This window comes from Methylobacterium ajmalii (assembly GCF_036448855.1).
Taxonomy (GTDB): Bacteria; Pseudomonadota; Alphaproteobacteria; order Rhizobiales; family Beijerinckiaceae; genus Methylobacterium; species Methylobacterium ajmalii.
On the sequence record NZ_JAZFXT010000026.1, the window covers coordinates 290,761 to 307,406 of the forward strand.

The 16,646-nt window shown below is 71.2% G+C and carries 15 protein-coding genes; 14 read left to right on the forward strand and 1 reads right to left on the reverse strand.

Features of this window, described 5'->3' with window-relative positions:
- Positions 1 to 69: 69 nt before the first annotated feature.
- Positions 70 to 786: a cobalamin B12-binding domain-containing protein gene (locus tag V3T34_RS12990; RefSeq protein ID WP_060845446.1), complete on the reverse strand. Its 717-nt coding sequence runs from the start codon at positions 784 to 786 to the stop codon at positions 70 to 72.
- Between the two features lie 455 nt (positions 787 to 1,241).
- On the opposite strand from V3T34_RS12990, the gene bchF reads away from it, so the two are divergent.
- From bchF to hemA, 14 genes are read left to right on the forward strand one after another with little or no spacing between them, the layout of a single operon-like run.
- The gene (bchF, locus tag V3T34_RS12995) at positions 1,242 to 1,733 is read left to right on the forward strand and encodes a 2-vinyl bacteriochlorophyllide hydratase (RefSeq protein ID WP_060845447.1); all 492 of its coding nucleotides are present in this window, start codon (positions 1,242 to 1,244) and stop codon (positions 1,731 to 1,733) included.
- Positions 1,730 to 3,004, forward strand: coding sequence for a ferredoxin:protochlorophyllide reductase (ATP-dependent) subunit N (locus tag V3T34_RS13000; RefSeq protein WP_305076432.1), 1,275 nt, complete (start codon positions 1,730 to 1,732; stop codon positions 3,002 to 3,004). The genes bchF and V3T34_RS13000 overlap by 4 nt, the downstream gene beginning before the upstream one ends.
- Positions 3,005 to 3,008: 4 nt before the next feature.
- On the forward strand, positions 3,009 to 4,544 hold the full coding sequence (gene bchB, locus V3T34_RS13005; protein ID WP_305076431.1) for a ferredoxin:protochlorophyllide reductase (ATP-dependent) subunit B: 1,536 nt from the start codon (positions 3,009 to 3,011) through the stop codon (positions 4,542 to 4,544).
- Positions 4,519 to 8,226 carry a magnesium chelatase subunit H gene (locus tag V3T34_RS13010; protein WP_305076430.1) on the forward strand — a complete coding sequence of 1,236 codons (3,708 nt, stop codon included), beginning with the start codon at positions 4,519 to 4,521 and terminating at the stop codon, positions 8,224 to 8,226. The genes bchB and V3T34_RS13010 overlap by 26 nt, the downstream gene beginning before the upstream one ends.
- Complete coding sequence (gene bchL, locus V3T34_RS13015) at positions 8,223 to 9,116, forward strand: ferredoxin:protochlorophyllide reductase (ATP-dependent) iron-sulfur ATP-binding protein (RefSeq protein ID WP_048451562.1); 894 nt, start codon at positions 8,223 to 8,225, stop codon at positions 9,114 to 9,116. Before V3T34_RS13010 ends, bchL begins: the two co-directional genes overlap by 4 nt.
- A complete protein-coding gene (gene bchM / locus V3T34_RS13020) occupies positions 9,116 to 9,817 on the forward strand; it encodes a magnesium protoporphyrin IX methyltransferase (RefSeq protein ID WP_305076429.1) in 702 nt (233 codons plus the stop codon). Before bchL ends, bchM begins: the two co-directional genes overlap by 1 nt.
- A complete protein-coding gene (locus V3T34_RS13025; protein WP_305076428.1) occupies positions 9,814 to 11,220 on the forward strand; it encodes a BCD family MFS transporter in 1,407 nt (468 codons plus the stop codon). The genes bchM and V3T34_RS13025 overlap by 4 nt, the downstream gene beginning before the upstream one ends.
- A gap of 12 nt (positions 11,221 to 11,232) precedes the next feature.
- The gene (gene puhA / locus V3T34_RS13030) at positions 11,233 to 12,024 is read left to right on the forward strand and encodes a photosynthetic reaction center subunit H (protein WP_091883187.1); all 792 of its coding nucleotides are present in this window, start codon (positions 11,233 to 11,235) and stop codon (positions 12,022 to 12,024) included.
- 14 nt (positions 12,025 to 12,038) lie between these two features.
- Positions 12,039 to 12,662, forward strand: coding sequence for a photosynthetic complex putative assembly protein PuhB (gene puhB / locus V3T34_RS13035; RefSeq protein WP_305076427.1), 624 nt, complete (start codon positions 12,039 to 12,041; stop codon positions 12,660 to 12,662).
- Positions 12,663 to 12,672: 10 nt separating this feature from the next.
- Positions 12,673 to 13,122: a photosynthetic complex assembly protein PuhC gene (puhC, locus tag V3T34_RS13040; RefSeq protein WP_177202190.1), complete on the forward strand. Its 450-nt coding sequence runs from the start codon at positions 12,673 to 12,675 to the stop codon at positions 13,120 to 13,122.
- Complete coding sequence (locus V3T34_RS13045) at positions 13,122 to 13,421, forward strand: hypothetical protein (RefSeq protein WP_060845457.1); 300 nt, start codon at positions 13,122 to 13,124, stop codon at positions 13,419 to 13,421. The genes puhC and V3T34_RS13045 overlap by 1 nt, the downstream gene beginning before the upstream one ends.
- Positions 13,418 to 14,479, forward strand: coding sequence for a magnesium-protoporphyrin IX monomethyl ester (oxidative) cyclase (acsF, locus tag V3T34_RS13050; protein WP_305076426.1), 1,062 nt, complete (start codon positions 13,418 to 13,420; stop codon positions 14,477 to 14,479). The genes V3T34_RS13045 and acsF overlap by 4 nt, the downstream gene beginning before the upstream one ends.
- Positions 14,480 to 14,486: 7 nt before the next feature.
- Positions 14,487 to 15,269 carry a putative photosynthetic complex assembly protein PuhE gene (gene puhE / locus V3T34_RS13055; RefSeq protein WP_091883197.1) on the forward strand — a complete coding sequence of 261 codons (783 nt, stop codon included), beginning with the start codon at positions 14,487 to 14,489 and terminating at the stop codon, positions 15,267 to 15,269.
- Between the two features lie 47 nt (positions 15,270 to 15,316).
- Positions 15,317 to 16,528: a 5-aminolevulinate synthase gene (gene hemA / locus V3T34_RS13060; RefSeq protein WP_091883199.1), complete on the forward strand. Its 1,212-nt coding sequence runs from the start codon at positions 15,317 to 15,319 to the stop codon at positions 16,526 to 16,528.
- Positions 16,529 to 16,646 lie beyond the last annotated feature (118 nt).

A 16,646-nucleotide genomic window follows, 5' to 3' on the forward strand; every position in this document is an offset into this window, starting at 1 on the left:
TCCTTCGCAGCAGGGCTCACGGGTCTGTTCAAGGGCCACCAAAACGCCGGACCGCACCGAACAGGTCTTTCAGCAGGCTCTAATCCGCAGATCAAGCAAGCTTTGCAAGATTCCGGGCGCCTGTCGCGCATCCTCGACAGCCGCGTCGGCGCCGACGAGCCGGATCCGGTCCGGCCGGCCGGCGAAGGCGGGGCCGCCGACGACCACCCGCAGGTCGCGGTTGCGCGAGGCGCGCCGCAGCACCGGGACCGCCAGCGCCAGGCGCTCGACGTGGACGTCGCAGGACAGCGACAGGCCGAGCACGTCGAACCATTCGGCGCGCAGCCGCTCGATCGCGTCGGTGAGGCAGGGCTCGAAGCTCGTCGCCACGTCCCAGCCGGTCTCGCCGAGGAAGTGGGCGGTCAGCGTCAGCCCGAAGGTGTGGGTCTCCCCGGGAGCGGGCGCGAGCAGGACCCGCCGGCTCGCCGGATCGACCGGCCGCGGATCGAGGCAGTGCGTCTCGAGGTCGTGGACGAGGCGGCGCAGGCGGGCCATCGCGGTCGTCACCTGGACGAAGTCGCAGACGTCCTCCTCCCACAGCCGGCCGATATGCCGGGCCGTGGGGGCGAGGAGCCCGGTCAGCACCTCCTCGAGGCTCATGCCCTCGTCGAGGAGGCGGCGGACCTCGGCCAGCACGTCCCGGTCCTCGGGCAGCAGCAGCAGGGTGCCGAGGCGGAGGATGTCGTCGGCCGCGCACGGGCGTGATGAGAGCCGGCGCACCGGGCGCTCGCCGCGATGGGCGAGCATCAGTCGCGGGATGATCTCGGCCTCGACGACCTCGGCGAGGTCGTCGCGCCACCGTAGCCTCCTGCGTACTCCCCCGGAGTTTACTTCGCAGGAAGGCCTGTCGTGAGAAGACCTGTCGTGGAAGGTCTGCTCGCGGGCACCCGTCCTACCGCTTGGCCTGGTGCCGTGCTGCGCTTGATCTCCCACCAGCACCTCCCCGATGCGCAGGAAAACCGGTTCTGCTCGACCTTGTATCGGGTTCTTCTACGCTGGGAGCGCCTTAGGTCGGGTGGCGTCATCCGCTTTCCTTGCAGGATACATCTCCGGCGTGCGGCTGCAAGGCACTTTCGCGAGAGGTTCCGAGGATTGTCACGATCACTAACTGTCAACTTAGGTTGACACTCCGGGCTCACCGGTCCTAGGCTTCCCTCATCGGCATCCGCGGTCAACGCGGGTCGGCCAGGAGGGCAGGCGCGATGGCGACGTCCACGGATCGGCCGTTTCTCTACAGCGAGGCCGAGCGCCGCCGCCGCGACGCCTCGCCCTGGACCCTGGTCCAGGGCGTGCTCGCCCCGCTGCAATTCGCGGTCTTCCTGGTGAGCCTCGCCCTGGTCTCGCGCACGCTGGCCACCGGCGAGGGCGTGGCGCTTGCCAACGCCTCGGTCGTCGCCAAGACCCTGGCGCTCTACGCCATCATGGTCACCGGCTCCCTGTGGGAGAAGGCGGTGTTCGGGCGCTACCTCTTCGCCCCGGCCTTCTACTGGGAGGACGTGGTGAGCATGCTGGTGCTGGCGCTCCACACCGCCTACCTGGTGGCGCTGGCCACCGGCGCGCTCGCCACCACCGGGCTGATGCTGCTCGCGCTCTCGGCCTACGCCACCTACCTGGTCAATGCCGGCCAGTTCCTGCTCAAGCTGCGGGCGGCCCGCCTGCAGGCACCCGCCTACGCGATGGGGGCGGCGCGATGACGGCGCTGGCGTCCGCTCACCCGTCCGCGGTCCCCTGCGGCCCCGAGATCCGCCACGAGCGCGGCCAGCGGGCGGTCTTCTGCGGGCTCACCGGCATCGTCTGGCTGCACCGCAAGATCCAGGACGCCTTCTTCCTGGTGGTCGGCTCGCGCACCTGCGCGCACCTGATCCAGTCGGCGGCGGGCGTCATGATCTTCGCCGAGCCGCGATTCGCCACCGCGATCATCGAGGAGCGTGACCTCGCCGGCCTCGCCGACGCGCACGAGGAGCTGGACCGCGTCGTGCGCCGCCTGCTGGAGCGCCGGCCCGACATCAGGCTCCTGTTCCTCGTCGGCTCCTGCCCCTCCGAGGTGATCAAGCTCGATCTCGGCCGGGCCGCGACGCGCCTCTCCGGCACCTTCGCGCCCGACGTGCGGGTCTTGAGCTACTCCGGCAGCGGCATCGAGACGACCTTCACCCAAGGGGAAGACGCCTGCCTCGCCGCCCTGGTGCCGGATCTGCCCCGGAGCCAGGATGCCTCTCTCCTCGTCGTCGGGGCGCTCGCCGACGTGGTCGAGGACCAGTTCGCGCGGCTCTTCGGCGATCTCGGCATCGGCAACGTCCGCTTCCTGCCCGGGCGCCGGGCGGCGGACCGGGCGCCGGTCGGCCCGAACACCCGCTACCTCCTCGCCCAGCCCTTCCTCACCGACACCGCCCGGGCGCTGGAGGATCGCGGTGCCGCCCGCATCCCGGCCCCGTTCCCGCTCGGCGCCGAGGGCACGACCCTGTGGCTCTCGGCCGCCGCCCGCGCGTTCGGGATCCCGTCCGCCCGCCTCGCCGCGGTCACCGAGGCCGGCCGCGCCCGCGCGGCGCGGGCGCTCGCGGCCCATCGCGACCGGCTCGCCGGCAAGCGGGTGTTCTTCTTCCCCGATTCGCAGCTCGAAGTGCCGCTCGCCCGCTTCCTGTCGCGGGAGATGGGCGCGGCGCTGATCGAGGTCGGCACGCCCTACCTGCATCGCGGCCACCTCGCCGAGGACCTGGCGCTCCTCCCCGACGGCACCCGGGTGACCGAGGGCCAGAGCCTCGACGACCAGCTCGACCGCTGCCGGGCGGCCCGGCCCGACCTGACGATCTGCGGGCTCGGCCTCGCCAACCCGCTCGAGGCCGAGGATCTGGCCACCAAGTGGTCGATCGAGCTCCTGTTCACCCCGATCCAGGGCTACGAGCAGGCCGGCGACCTCGCCGGGCTGTTCACCCGCCCCCTCGCGCGCCGCGCGCGGCTGGAGGGTTGACGCCATGCAGCTCACGCTCTGGACCTATGAGGGGCCTCCCCATATCGGCGCCATGCGGGTCGCCACCGCGATGCGGGGCCTGCACTACGTGCTGCACGCGCCGCAGGGCGACACCTATGCCGACCTGCTCTTCACCATGATCGAGCGGCACGGCGCCCGCCCGCCGGTGACCTACACCACCTTCCAGGCCCGCGACCTCGGGTCCGACACCGCCGAGATCTTCAAGCAGGCGGTCGCCGCCGCCTATGGCCGCTTCCGGCCCCAGGCGATGATCGTCGGCGCCTCCTGCACCGCCGAATTGTTGCAGGACGATCCGGGCGGGCTGTCGAAGGCGCTCGGCCTGCCGATCCCGGTGATCCCGCTGGAGCTGCCCGCCTACCAGAAGAAGGAGAACTGGGGGGCGTCGGAAACCTTCTATCGCCTCGTGCGCACGCTCGCCCCCGCCGCGCCCGCCCCGGCGCGGCCCAAGGCCAGCTGCAACATCCTCGGGCCGACCTCGCTCGGATTCCGCCACCGCGACGACCTGCGCGAGGTGCGCGGGCTGCTCGCCGAACTCGGCATCGCCGTCAACGTGGTGGCACCGCTCGGCGCCACGCCGGCCGATCTCGGGCGGCTCGGGCAGGCGGCCTTCAACGTCGTGCTCTATCCGGAGGTGGCGCGGGCCGCCGCGCAATGGCTGGAGCGGAGTCACGGCCAGCCCTTCGTCGAGACCGCACCGATCGGCGTGAAGGGCGCCACCGCCTTCGTCGAGGCGGTGGCGGCGCTCGCCAGTATCGACCCGGCGCCGGTCCTCGACGGCGAGGGCTCGCGCCTGACGTGGTACGCGCGCTCGGTCGATTCGACCTATCTCACGGGCAAGCGCGTCTTCGTCTTCGGCGACGCCACCCACGCCATCGCGGCGGCCCGGGTCGCCGCGCGCGAGATCGGCTTCTCCGTCGTCGGGCTCGGCACCTATTCGCGCGAATTCGCCCGCGAGGTCCGGGCGGAGGCCGCCGAGCACGGCATCGAGGCGCTGGTCACCGACGATTACCTCGCGGTCGAGGCGGCGATCGCCGCGGCGCAGCCGGAGCTGGTGCTCGGCACCCAGATGGAGCGCCACGTCGCCAAGCGGCTCGGCATCCCCTGCGCGGTGATCTCGGCGCCGATGCACGTCCAGGACGTGCCGGCCCGCCACGCCCCCCAGATGGGGTTCGAGGGCGCGAATGTGCTCTTCGACACCTTCGTCCACCCGCTGATGATGGGGCTGGAAGAGCACCTGCTGGCGATGTTCCGGGACGACCCGGAATTCCATGACGGCGTCGCCCCTTCAGATCTCGGCGGAGCGCCGCGCGAGGAGGCCGAGACCGCGGTCGTTGCCGCGCCTGTCACCGCCGCGACGCCGGTGGTCTGGTCGATCGAGGCCGAGCGCGAGCTGAAGAAGGTCCCGTTCTTCGTGCGGGGCAAGGCCCGCCACAACACCGAACGCTACGCCCGCGAACGGGCGCTCCCGCTCATCACCGTCGAGACCCTGTACGATGCCAAAGCGCATTTCAGCCGGTGACGGACCGGGCGCGCTGCCGGAGCTGCGCGTCGTCATCGTCACCCTCGACAACCACCTCGCCGGGGCGGTGGAGCGGGCGCGCCGGGTGCTGGCCGTGAGCGCGCCCGGCCTCGTCCTCGGCTTCCACGCCGCCGCCGAGTGGGAGACCGATCCGTCGGCCGTCGAGGCCTGCCGGGCCGACATCGCCCGGGCCGACATCGTGCTCTCGGCGATGCTGTTCATGGACGAGCACGTCCGGGCGGTGCTCCCCGCGCTGCTCGCTCGGCGCACCGAGTGCGACGCGATGGTGGGCTGCCTCTCGGCCGCCGAGGTGGTGCGCACCACCCGGATGAACCGCTTCGCCATGGACGGCTCGCAGCGCGGCGCGCTCGACTTCCTCAAGCGATTGCGCGGCAAGTCGGGGCCGGGCGGCACGCAAGGGAACGGTGCGCGCCAGATGGCGCTGATCCGCCAGATCCCCCGCATCCTGCGCTTCATCCCGGGCTCGGCCCAGGACGTGCGGGCGTACTTCCTGACGCTGCAATACTGGCTCGCCGGCTCGGACGAGAACGTCGTCAATCTCGTGCGCTTCCTCGCCGGCCGCTACGCCGCCGGCCCGCGCACCGCCTGGCGCCGGCACCTCACGGCGGCCGAGCCGCTGAGCTACCCCGAGACCGGCCTCTACCATCCGCGCCTGGCGGAGCGGGTGACCGAGCGCCTCGACCGGCTGCCGGCCTCCGGCAAGGCCGGCCGGGTCGGGCTCCTGCTGATGCGCTCCTACGTGCTCGCCGGCAACACGGCGCATTACGACGGGGCGATCGCGGCGTTGGAGGCCCGCGGGCTCAGCGTCGTGCCGGCCTTCGCCAGCGGGCTCGACAACCGTCCCGCAGTCGAAAAATTCTTCCTGCGCGACGGCCGGCCGGCGATCGATGCGCTGGTCTCGCTCACCGGTTTCTCCCTCGTCGGAGGCCCGGCCTACAACGACGCCGCCGCCGCGAGCGCGATGCTGGCGCGGCTCGACGTACCCTACCTCGCCGCGCAGGCGGTCGAGTTCCAGACCCTGGAGCAGTGGGAGGCCTCGGCCCGGGGCCTGTCGCCGGTCGAGGCGACCATGATGGTGGCGATCCCCGAACTCGACGGCGCCACCGCCCCGATGGTGTTCGGCGGCCGCGCCGCCGGGGGGAGCGAGTCCCGCGACATGGCGGTGCATCCCGAGCGAACCGCGCGCCTCGCCGAGCGGGTGGCGCGTCTCGTCTCGCTCCGGGCCCGCGCGCGTGCGGAGCGCAAGGTCGCGATCGTCCTGTTCAATTTCCCGCCGAATGCCGGCGCCACCGGCACCGCCGCCTTCCTGTCGGTCTGGGACTCGCTCCACCGCGTGCTCCAGGGCCTGAACGCGGACGGTTATTCCGTCGAGGTGCCCGAAAGCGTCGATGCGTTGCGCGCCCGGGTCCTGGAGGGCAACGCCGCCCGCTTCGGCACGCAGGCCAACGTCGCCCACCGCATCACGGCCGACGACCACGTCCGGCGCGAGGCGCATCTCGCCGAAATCGAGGCGCAGTGGGGCCCGGCGCCGGGCCGGCACCAGAGCGACGGTTCGACGATCCTGGTGCTCGGCGCACATTTCGGAAACGTCTTCGTCGGGGTGCAGCCGGCCTTCGGCTACGAGGGCGACCCGATGCGCCTGCTGTTCGAGCATGGCTTTGCCCCGACCCACGCCTTCTCGGCCTTCTACCGCTACCTGCGCGAGGACTTTTGTGCCGACGCGGTGCTGCATTTCGGCACCCACGGGGCGCTCGAATTCATGCCCGGCAAGCAGACCGGGCTGTCGGCCGCCTGCTGGCCCGAGCGGCTGATCGGGGCTCTTCCCAACGTCTACCTCTACGCCGCCAACAACCCGTCGGAGGGCACGCTGGCCAAGCGCCGGGCCGCCGCGACGCTGGTGAGCTACCTGACCCCGAGCCTCGCCCAGGCCGGGCTCTATCGCGGGCTGATCGACCTCAAGGCGTCGCTCGAGCGCCGCCGCGCCCTGCCGCCGGAAGAGGCCGCGGAGCGGGGCAAGCTCGCGGCGCTCATCCACGGCCAGGCACTCGCCCTCGACCTCGCCGCGGGCGACGGCTGGGGCGAGGACGCGGAAGCGCGCATCGCCGATCTCGCGGTCCGGCTGATCGAGCTCGAACACACCTTGATCCCGCATGGGCTGCACGTGGTCGGGCAGGGGACGCCGCCCGAGGAGCGCATCGACCTGCTCCTGGCGCTCGCCGAATCGGTCCACGGCCTCGCGCCGGATCGCGCCGGCATCGCACGGCTGGTGGCCGGTGCCACGCCGGAGGAGGCCGCCGGTCCCGGCGCCGCCGAGGCGACTCTTGCGGCCTTCCGGGCGCTCGCCGAGACCGACCGGCTGCTCGCCGAGGATCACGAGATCCCGGCCCTGCTGCGCGCCCTCGACGGCCGCTTCGTCGCCCCGGTGGCCGGCGGCGACGTGCTGCGCTCGCCCGCGATCCTGCCGACGGGGCGCAACCTGCACGGTTTCGATCCCTACCGGATCCCGAGCGCCTTCGCCCTCGCCGACGGAAGGGCCCAGGTCGAAAAGCTGCTCGCCCGTCATGCCGCCGATGGCGGCGCCTATCCGGAGAGCATCGCCCTGGTGCTGTGGGGCAGCGACAACCTGAAGAGCGAGGGCGCGCCGGTCGCCCAGGCGCTGGCGCTGATGGGTGCCCAGCCCCGCTTCGACGGCTACGGCCGGCTCTGCGGCGCGGTGCTGATCCCGCTCGAGGACCTTGGGCGCCCGCGCATCGACGTCGTCGCGACCCTGTCCGGCATCTTCCGCGATCTCCTGCCGCTCCAGACCAAGCTTTTGGCCGAGGCCGCCTGGCTCGCCGCCAGCGCCGACGAGCCGCAGGACATGAACTTCGTGCGCAAGCACGCGCTGGCGCACCAGGCGGCGCAGGGCATCGATCTCGAGACGGCGGCGCTCCGGGTCTTCAGCAACGCGGAGGGGGCCTACGGCGCCAACCTCAACCACCTCGTCGATTCCGGGCGCTGGGAGGACGAGACCGAGCTGTGCGAGACGTTCTCGCGCCGCAAGAGTTTCGCGTACGGGCGCGACGGCCGTCCGGAGCCCCGCCGTGCCCTGATGCAGGCGGTGCTGGCGGGGGTCGATCTCGCCTACCAGAACCTCGATTCGGTCGAGGTCGGCGTGACCAGCGTCGACCATTACTTCGACGGGCTCGGCGGCATGGCCCGCGCCGTGGCGAAGGCCCGGGGGACCTCGGTCCCCGTCTATATCAGCGACCAGACCCGCGGCGAGGGCCGGGTGCGCTCGCTCTCCGAGCAGGTCGCTCTGGAGACCCGCACCCGCATGCTCAACCCGAAATGGGTCGAGGGGATGCTGGGCCACGGCTACGAGGGCGTGCGCCAGATCGACCAGCACCTCACCAACACGGTCGGCTGGTCGGCCACCACCGATCAGGTCGCGCCCTGGATCTACCAGCGCATCACCGAGACCTACGTCCTCGACGAGGCGATGCGCGAGCGCATGGCGGCGCTCAACCCCGCCGCCTCGGCCAAGGTCGCCCACCGCCTGATCGAGGCGCATCGGCGCGGCTTCTGGACCCCAGACCCCGAGACCCGGGCCGCCCTCGACCGGGCCGAGGAGGCCCTCGAGGACCGGCTCGAAGGCATCACCGCGGAGGCTGCCGCATGAACATCGCGATCCGAAACCCCGTCCCCGCCCGACGGGAAGAGGGAAGCCTCCAGGTCGCCCTCGATCCGGACATCCGCATCGAGACCGCCAAGGTCTTCGCCGTCTACGGCAAGGGCGGCATCGGCAAGAGCACGACCTCGTCGAACCTCTCCGTCGCGTTCTCGAAGCTCGGCAAGCGCGTCCTGCAGATCGGCTGCGACCCCAAGCACGATTCGACCTTCACGCTGACGAAGCGCCTGGCGCCCACCGTCATCGATGCCCTGGAGGCGGTGCAGTTCCATTCGGAGGAACTGCGCGTCGAGGACTTCGTGGTCGAGGGATACAACGGCGTGCGCTGCGTCGAGGCGGGAGGCCCGCCGGCCGGCACCGGCTGCGGCGGCTACGTCGTCGGGCAGACGGTGAAGCTCCTGAAGGAGCACCACCTCCTGGAAGATACCGACGTGGTGATCTTCGACGTCCTCGGCGACGTCGTCTGCGGCGGCTTCGCCTCGCCGCTCCAGCACGCCGACCGGGCGCTGATCGTCACGGCGAACGACTTCGATTCGATCTTCGCGATGAACCGGATCGTCGCGGCGATCCACGCCAAGTCGAAGAATTACGGCGTGCGCCTCGGCGGCGTCATCGCCAACCGCTCGGCGAAGACCGACGAGATCGACCGCTTCAACGACGCGGTGGGCTTGAAGCGCCTGGCGCATTTCCAGGATCTCGACGTGGTGCGCCGCTCGCGCCTGAAGAAGGCGACGCTGTTCGAGATGGATCCCTCGCCGGAACTGCTCGCGGTGCAGGCCGAGTACCTGCAACTCGCCGAACAGCTCTGGGCCGGTGTCGATCCGCTTCCGGCGGTGCCGATGAAGGATCGGGACCTCTTCGAATTTCTCGGGTTCGACTGATGACCAGCTCCACCTACGCCGCTCGCCGGGCCCAGCTCGAAACCTATTTCGACCGCACCGCCGTCGAGGCCTGGGCGCGGCTGACCTCCGACGCGCCGGTGAGCCGCATCCGCGCCACCGTGCGCGCCGGCCGCGACGCGATGCGGGCCGAGCTCCTGTCCTGGCTGCCCGCCGACCTCTCGGGCCGGCGCCTGCTCGATGCCGGCTGCGGCACCGGGGCGCTCGCCGTCGAGGCGGCGCGGCGCGGCGCCGAGGTCGTGGCGGTGGACGTCTCGCCGAACCTCGTGGAACTGGCCCGCGAGCGCCATGCCGGCCTTCGGCTGTCCGGCCGGCTGCATTTCCAGGTCGGCGACATGCTCGACGACACGCTCGGGCGCTTCGACCACGTCGTGGCGATGGACTCGCTGATCCATTACCGCACCCCCGACATCGTCCGGGCGCTCGCTCGGCTGGCCCGCCGCACCGATACCTCGGTGCTGTTCACGGTGGCGCCGCGCACCCCGCTGCTCACCGTGATGCACGCCGCCGGCCGGCTCTTCCCCCGCGGCGACCGGGCGCCGGCGATCGAGCCGGTCGGGGAGGGGGCGCTGCGCCGCCGCGTCGCCGCCGAGCCGGGTCTTCAGGGCTTCGCCCTCGCCCGCAGCCGCCGGATCAACTTCGGCTTCTACCTCTCCAACGCCCTGGAGCTGGTGCGCCGATGAGCGCCGCCCGCCGCCTCGCCCGGGTGCTGGCCGATCTCGGGCCCCGCTACCTGCCCTTCGCGGATGCCGCGACGAAGGAGCTGCCGCTCGGCCGGCTCCTGCGCCTGTCGCTGTTCCAGGTCACGGTCGGGATGGCGGCGGTTTTGCTGATCGGCACCCTCAACCGGGTGATGATCGTCGAGCTCGACGTGCCGGCCTGGATCGTCGCCGTGATGCTGGCGCTGCCGCTGCTCGCCGCCCCGTTTCGCGCCCTGGTGGGCTTCCGCTCCGACACCCACCGCTCGGTGCTGGGCTGGCGGCGCGTCCCCTACCTGTGGTTCGGCACGCTGCTGCAATTCGGCGGCTTCGCGATCATGCCGTTCGCGCTCCTGATCCTGTCGGGGGACACGACCGGTCCGATCGTGATCGGGCAGGTGGCGGCGGCGCTCGCCTTCGTGCTCGTCGGCGCGGGCTTGCACACCACGCAGACGGTGGGGCTCGCTCTCGCCACCGATCTCGCACCCGCGTATGCCCGCCCGAAGGTCGTGGCGCTGCTCTGCGCCATGCTGCTCGCCGGCATGATGGCGAGCGCCGTGGTGTTCGGGCTGGCGCTGCACGACTTCTCGGCCATCCGCCTGATCCAGGTGATCCAGGGCGCGGCGCTGGCGACGCTCCTCCTCAACGGCATCGCCCTGTGGAAGCAGGAGCCGCGCGACACCTCCCGCAAGTCGGTGCCGGCGCGCCGCTTCGGCGAGGCCTGGGAGGCCTACGCGACCCAGCCGCAGGCGCGCCGCCGCCTCATCGCCACCGGCCTCGGCACGGCGGGGTTCAGCATGCAGGACATCCTGCTCGAGCCCTATGGCGGCCAGATCCTGCACCTGCCGGTCGCGGCGACCACCGCGCTCACCGCCGTACTCGCCGTCGGCGGCGGGATCGGGCTGCTGACGGCCGCGCGCTGGCTCAACCGCGGCGGCGATCCGTTCCGGGTCGCGGCGGCCGGCGCGGTCGTCGGCATCGCGGCCTTCTCGGCGGTGGTCTTCGCCGCCCCTCTCGGCTCCGGCGGGCTCTTCGCCTGCGGCGTCGCGCTGATCGGGCTGGGCGGCGGGCTCTTCGCCCACGGCACGCTGACCGCCTCGATGGCCGGGGCGGCCCCTGAGCAGTCCGGCCTCGCCCTCGGCGCCTGGGGGGCCGTCCAGGCGACGGCGGCCGGTGCGGCGATCGCCGCGAGCGGCATCCTGCGCGACGCGGGCTCGGCGCTCGCAGTCTCGGGCCGCCTCGGCGAGGCGATGTCCGAGGCCTCCACCGGCTACCTCGTCGTCTACCACATCGAGATCGGGCTCCTGTTCGCCACCCTGGTGGCGATCGGTCCGCTGGTGCGCCGGCCCGCTCTTCCCCCGCTCTCCGCCCGTCCGGCTCTGTCCTAGAAGGAGGCCGTCATGCCCAAGGGTGCCCTCACGAGCTATCTCGACGTCGCGCAAGTGGTGCTCTACGCGTTCTGGATCTTCTTTGCCGGCCTGGTCTTCTACCTGCGCCGCGAGGATCGCCGGGAAGGCTATCCGCTCGAATCCGAGGTCCATGGCGGCCTGAAAGGGTGGGACTGGCTGTTCGTGCCGTCCCCCAAGACCTTCCTGCTCGCCGACGGCTCGGCCGTGCTGGCGCCGCGTCCGCACGAGGGGCCGGTCGGCGAGCTCAAGGCGGTCAAGCTCGAGCCCTGGCCCGGCGCCCCGATCGTCCCGACCTCGACGGACGATTCGCGGCTCGCCGACGGCGTCGGCCCGGGTGCCTACGCGCTGCGCGCCGAGCGGCCGGACCTGACCTGGGAGGGCAAGACCCGCATCGTACCGATGCGCGTCGCCGACGAGTTCACGGTCTCGGCGGACGATCCCGATCCCCGCGGCATGCCGGTCTACGGCGCCGACCGGGTGCTCGCCGGCACCGTCACGGAGATCTGGGTCGATCGCGGCGAATCGCTGCCGCGCTACTACGAGATGGAACTGGAGGGCGCCCGCGACCGCACCGTGCTGATCCCGGTGACCTTCGCGGACGTGCAGCGCTTCAGCCGGCACAAGAAGATCATCGTCGAGGCGCTCCTCGCCCGCCAGTTCGCCGGCGTGCCACCGCACCGCGACCCCGACAGCATCACCCTTCGGGAGGAGGAGCGGGTCATCGCCTATTACGGCGCCGGCACGCTCTACGCCACCGACGACCGCCAAGAACCGCTGTTGTGACAGGAGCCGCTGCTGTGACGGATCTGCTGCCCCACGGGCTGCCCGGCCCGCTGCCCAAGGGCGAGCGCCTGCTGTGGCAGGGCCGCCCGGCTCTCGTCAGCCTGGCCCGCCGCGCCTTCCACGTCGATCTCGTGGCGCTGTATTTCGGCGGGCTCGCGGGTTTCCAGGCCTATTCCTCCGGGCGGGTCTCGGCGGCCTGGCCGGTGCTGCTCGCCGGTGCCCTGGCGCTGGTGATCCTGTTCGCGCTCGCCTGGGGCACCTGCCGCACCACGGTCTACACCTTGACCGACAGGCGGCTGATGCTGCGCATCGGTATCGCGCTCCAGATGGACGTCAACCTGCCGTTGAAGGAGATCGAGGGCGCCGCGTTCCATCGTTTCGGCGACGCCAGCGGCGACCTGCCGCTTCGGCTCAAGCCCGGCGTGAGGCTCGCCTACCTGCATCTCTGGCCCCACGCCCGGCCCTGGCGCCTGACCCGGCCCGAGCCGATGCTGCGCTGCGTGCCGGAGGCCGAGACGGTGGCCAAGCGCATCGCCACGGCGCTGGCCGAGGCGAGCGGCCAGCCCGTCCAGGCGCTCCCGCCGGCCCCCGCCGCCAGCCCCGTCCTGCCCGGCCGCCTCGCTGCCGCGGGCCACTAGGGAGAGGGCGATGGCGCACGACATCCCGATACCCCGGCCGCTCCTGCGCAATGCCGGCCTCCTCGTCGCCTTCTCGCTCGCCGCCGTGGCGATCGGGCGTTTCGGCGGCGTCGGCATCACCCAGATGCCGCCGGCGCTCGCCGTCCAGGTGCTCGACCTCGCGGTCGAGGACCGGCCGGACGGCCGCGTCTCCCTGCGCAACGCCGGGAGCGGGCGCCTCGTCGCCGAGGTGCAGCCCGGCGAGGACGGCTTCCTGCGCGCGACCCTGCGGGTGATGGCCCAGGCCCGCCTGCGCGAGGGCCTGCCCCGCGACCCGCCGTTCCGGCTCACCCGCTGGGACAACGGCACGCTGACCCTCGACGACGTCGCATCGGGCCGGCGGATCAACCTCGAGGCCTTCGGGCTCGACAACGCGGTCGCTTTCGCGCGGCTGCTCGAACAGGGGAGGGGCGCATCGTGATGCAGTGGCTGAGCGGCAAACGCCGCATCGAGGTGCCGTGCACGGTCGAGATCGAGCAGACGGCCGAGAGCCTGCACGCCCACGTCACGCTGGACGGCGGGCTCCTGATCGCCCCGGGCGACGAGGTGACGGTGCACGACGCCCCCACCTCCGTGCCCTACGGCGACCGGATCGTGGTGCGCCGTACCGCCACCGTGGTGCGCGCCGGCGCCATCGAGCGCCTGTGGACCCGCATCGCGGGCCATTTCGAACTCACCGAACTCTACGAAGTCAGCTTCTCGGAAAGGACGCGGCTATGAGCCCGACGACCCTGAAGACCCCGAACGAGAGCACCAAGTCGGCCCAGGAAACCACGTTCCTGAGTCCGCGCTTCTACACCACCAACTTCGAGGAGCTCGACCGCACGAATGTCGAGCCGGTGCGGGCCGAGTGGGACGTGCTCCTCGCCGAGATGCGCTCGGACCCCAACAAGCGCCACTTCGTGCGCAATTCCGACTTCGACCTCGACCTATCGGGCCTCGACCCGGAGCTGCGCAAGGAATTCCTCGACTTCCTCGTCTCGTCGATCACCGCCGAGTTCTCGGGCTGCGTGCTCTACGCCGAGATGCGCAAGCGCGCCAAAAACAAGGACATCCGCGAGCTCTTCGCCTTCATGAGCCGTGACGAGGCGCGCCACGCCGGCTTCATCAACGACACGCTGAAGGATTTCGGCGTCGGCATCGATCTCGGCTTCCTCACGAAGGCCAAGAAGTACACCCATTTCCGGCCGAAATTCATCTTCTACGCGACCTACCTGTCGGAGAAGATCGGTTACGCCCGCTACATCACGATCTTCCGCCACCTCGAGCGCAATCCGGACAACCGCTTCCACCCGATCTTCAAGTGGTTCGAGAAGTGGTGCAACGACGAGTTCCGCCACGGCGAGGCCTTCGCGCTCCTGATGCGCGCCAACCCCAAGCTCCTCACCGGCATCAACTACTACTGGATCAAGTTCTTCCTGCTCGCCGTGTTCTGCACGATGTACGTGCGCGACCAGTGCCGGCCGGCCTTCCACAAGGCACTAGGGATCGACCCGAAGGAGTACGACTTCCAGGTCTTTGCCATTACCTCCGAGATCTCGCGCCAGGTCTTTCCGCTTACCCTCGATCTCGATAACCCGGGCTTCCGGGCAGGCCTCGAACGCCTGCTCTCCTGTGCCCGCGGCATCGAGGAGGCCAAGGCGCAGGGCGGCCTGATCGGCAGGATCAAGCATGCCGGCCACGCCGCCAGGGCGGCCCTGGCTTTCGGCCGGCTGATGGTGATGCCGGCGAAGGCCAACCCGATGCCAGCGCAGATCCGCCTCAGCCCCGCCTGGTAGCGCCCGCATGTCCGACTACGCCGCGCCGATCCTCTATGCCGTCGTGATCTGGTGGTTTTTGACCGGGGCGATCCTCTGGCTGAACCACCGGCCGCGCCGCACCCATGCCTGGAGCTTCGGCGCGACGACCGTGGCGCTCTTCGGAGCGCTGTGGGTGATCGGCTGGAGCACCAACCAGGAGAGCGAGGCGGGGGCCTACGCGGCCTTCACGGCGGCCCTGATCGTCTGGGGTTGGCAGGAGATGGCCTTCTACATGGGCTATGTCGCCGGCCCCCGGCGCACCCCGGGCGTTCCCACCGACCGGGGGCTCGCCCGGTTCGGCGCGGCCGCCGCGACCAACCTCTGGCACGAGGCGGCGATCATCCTCGGCTTTGCCGCCATCGCCTGGCTCACGGCGGGCGGACCGAACCGGATGGCGCTCTGGACCTACCTGGTGCTGTGGGGGATGAACCTCAGCGCCCGGCTCAACCTGTTCCTCGGCGTGCGCAACCTCCACGCCGAGTTCCTGCCCGAACACCTTCGTTACCTCGGCAGCTTCTTCCGTCGCGCGCCGATGAACGCGCTGTTTCCGGTGGCGATGATCCTCGCCACCGGCTTCCTGCTGGTGCTGCTCCACCCCGCCGTCACCGAGAGCGCCTCGGCCTTCAAGCGCTCCGGCCACACCATGATGGCGACCCTGATGGCGCTCGCCATCCTGGAGCACGGCTTCCTGATGCTGCCCTTGCCCTCCGCCGCGCTCTGGGGCTGGGGGCTGCCCGCCCGCCGCCCCGGGGCCGACGCCGCGCCGTGACCACCGAAAGAAACCGACCACAAGAACACCGCACGAGGGGACGCCCGATGGACTACGAAGCGCACTTCTCCGCCGCTCTCCAGGGTCTGCACCGCGAGGGCCGCTACCGGGTCTTCACCGATCTGGAGCGGCAGGCCGGCCGGTTCCCCTACGCCACCCAGCACGGCGCCCACGGCACCCGCGAGGTGACCGTGTGGTGCTCGAACGACTATCTCGGCATGGGCCAGCACCCGGCGGTGACCGGCGCCATGCACGAGGCGATCGACCGCTGCGGCGCCGGCGCGGGCGGCACCCGCAACATCTCGGGCACCAACCACTACCACGTGCTCCTCGAGCAGGAGCTCGCCGATCTGCACGGCAAGGAGGCGTCCCTCCTCTTCACCTCGGGCTACGTCTCGAACTGGGCCGGGCTCGGCACCCTCGCCTCGAAGCTGCCGGGCTGCGTCGTGTTCTCCGACGAGGGCAACCACGCCTCGATGATCGAGGGCATCCGCTCGAGCCGGGCCGAGCGCCACATCTTCCGCCACAACGATCCCGACGACCTCGACCGCAAGCTCCGTCTCGTCGATCCGAAGCTCCCGAAGCTCGTCGCCTTCGAATCGGTCTACTCGATGGACGGCGACATCGCGCCGATCGCCGAACTCTGCGACGTGGCCGAGGCGCACGGCGCCATGACCTATCTCGACGAGGTCCACGCCGTCGGCCTCTACGGGCCCCGCGGCGGCGGCATCGCCGAGCGCGAGGGGCTGATGCACCGGCTCACGGTGATCGAGGGCACGCTCGGCAAGGCCTTCGCGGTCTCGGGCGGCTACATCGCGGCCTCGACCGCGCTCTGCGACTTCGTGCGCAGCTTCGCCTCGGGCTTCATCTTCACCACCTCGCTGCCGCCGGCCATCGCGGCGGGCGCGGCGGCGAGCATCCGCCACCTCAAGGCGAGCGGCGCGGAGCGCGCCCGCCACCAGGACCGCGTCGCCGCGGTGCGCCGGCGGCTGTCGGCCATCGGCATCCCGCTCCTCGACAATCCGAGCCACATCGTGCCGGTGATGGTCGGCGATCCCGTACTGTGCAAGCAGATCAGCGATACGCTGCTCGACGAGTTCGGCATCTACGTCCAGCCGATCAACTACCCGACGGTGGCCCGCGGCACCGAGCGCCTGCGGATCACGCCCTCGCCGCTGCACAGCGACGCCGACATCGATCACCTGGCCCTGGCGCTCGGAACGATCTGGGGCCGGATCGGGCTCGCCCGGGCGGCGTGAGACGCGACATCTGAACCCTCCCCCTGCAGGGGAGGGTTCTCTACGCGCGACCGTCTCGGCTACTCGATCGGTAACGTGTGTCGCTGTCAGAAAAGATAGCCGTCAATTTCATTAGACA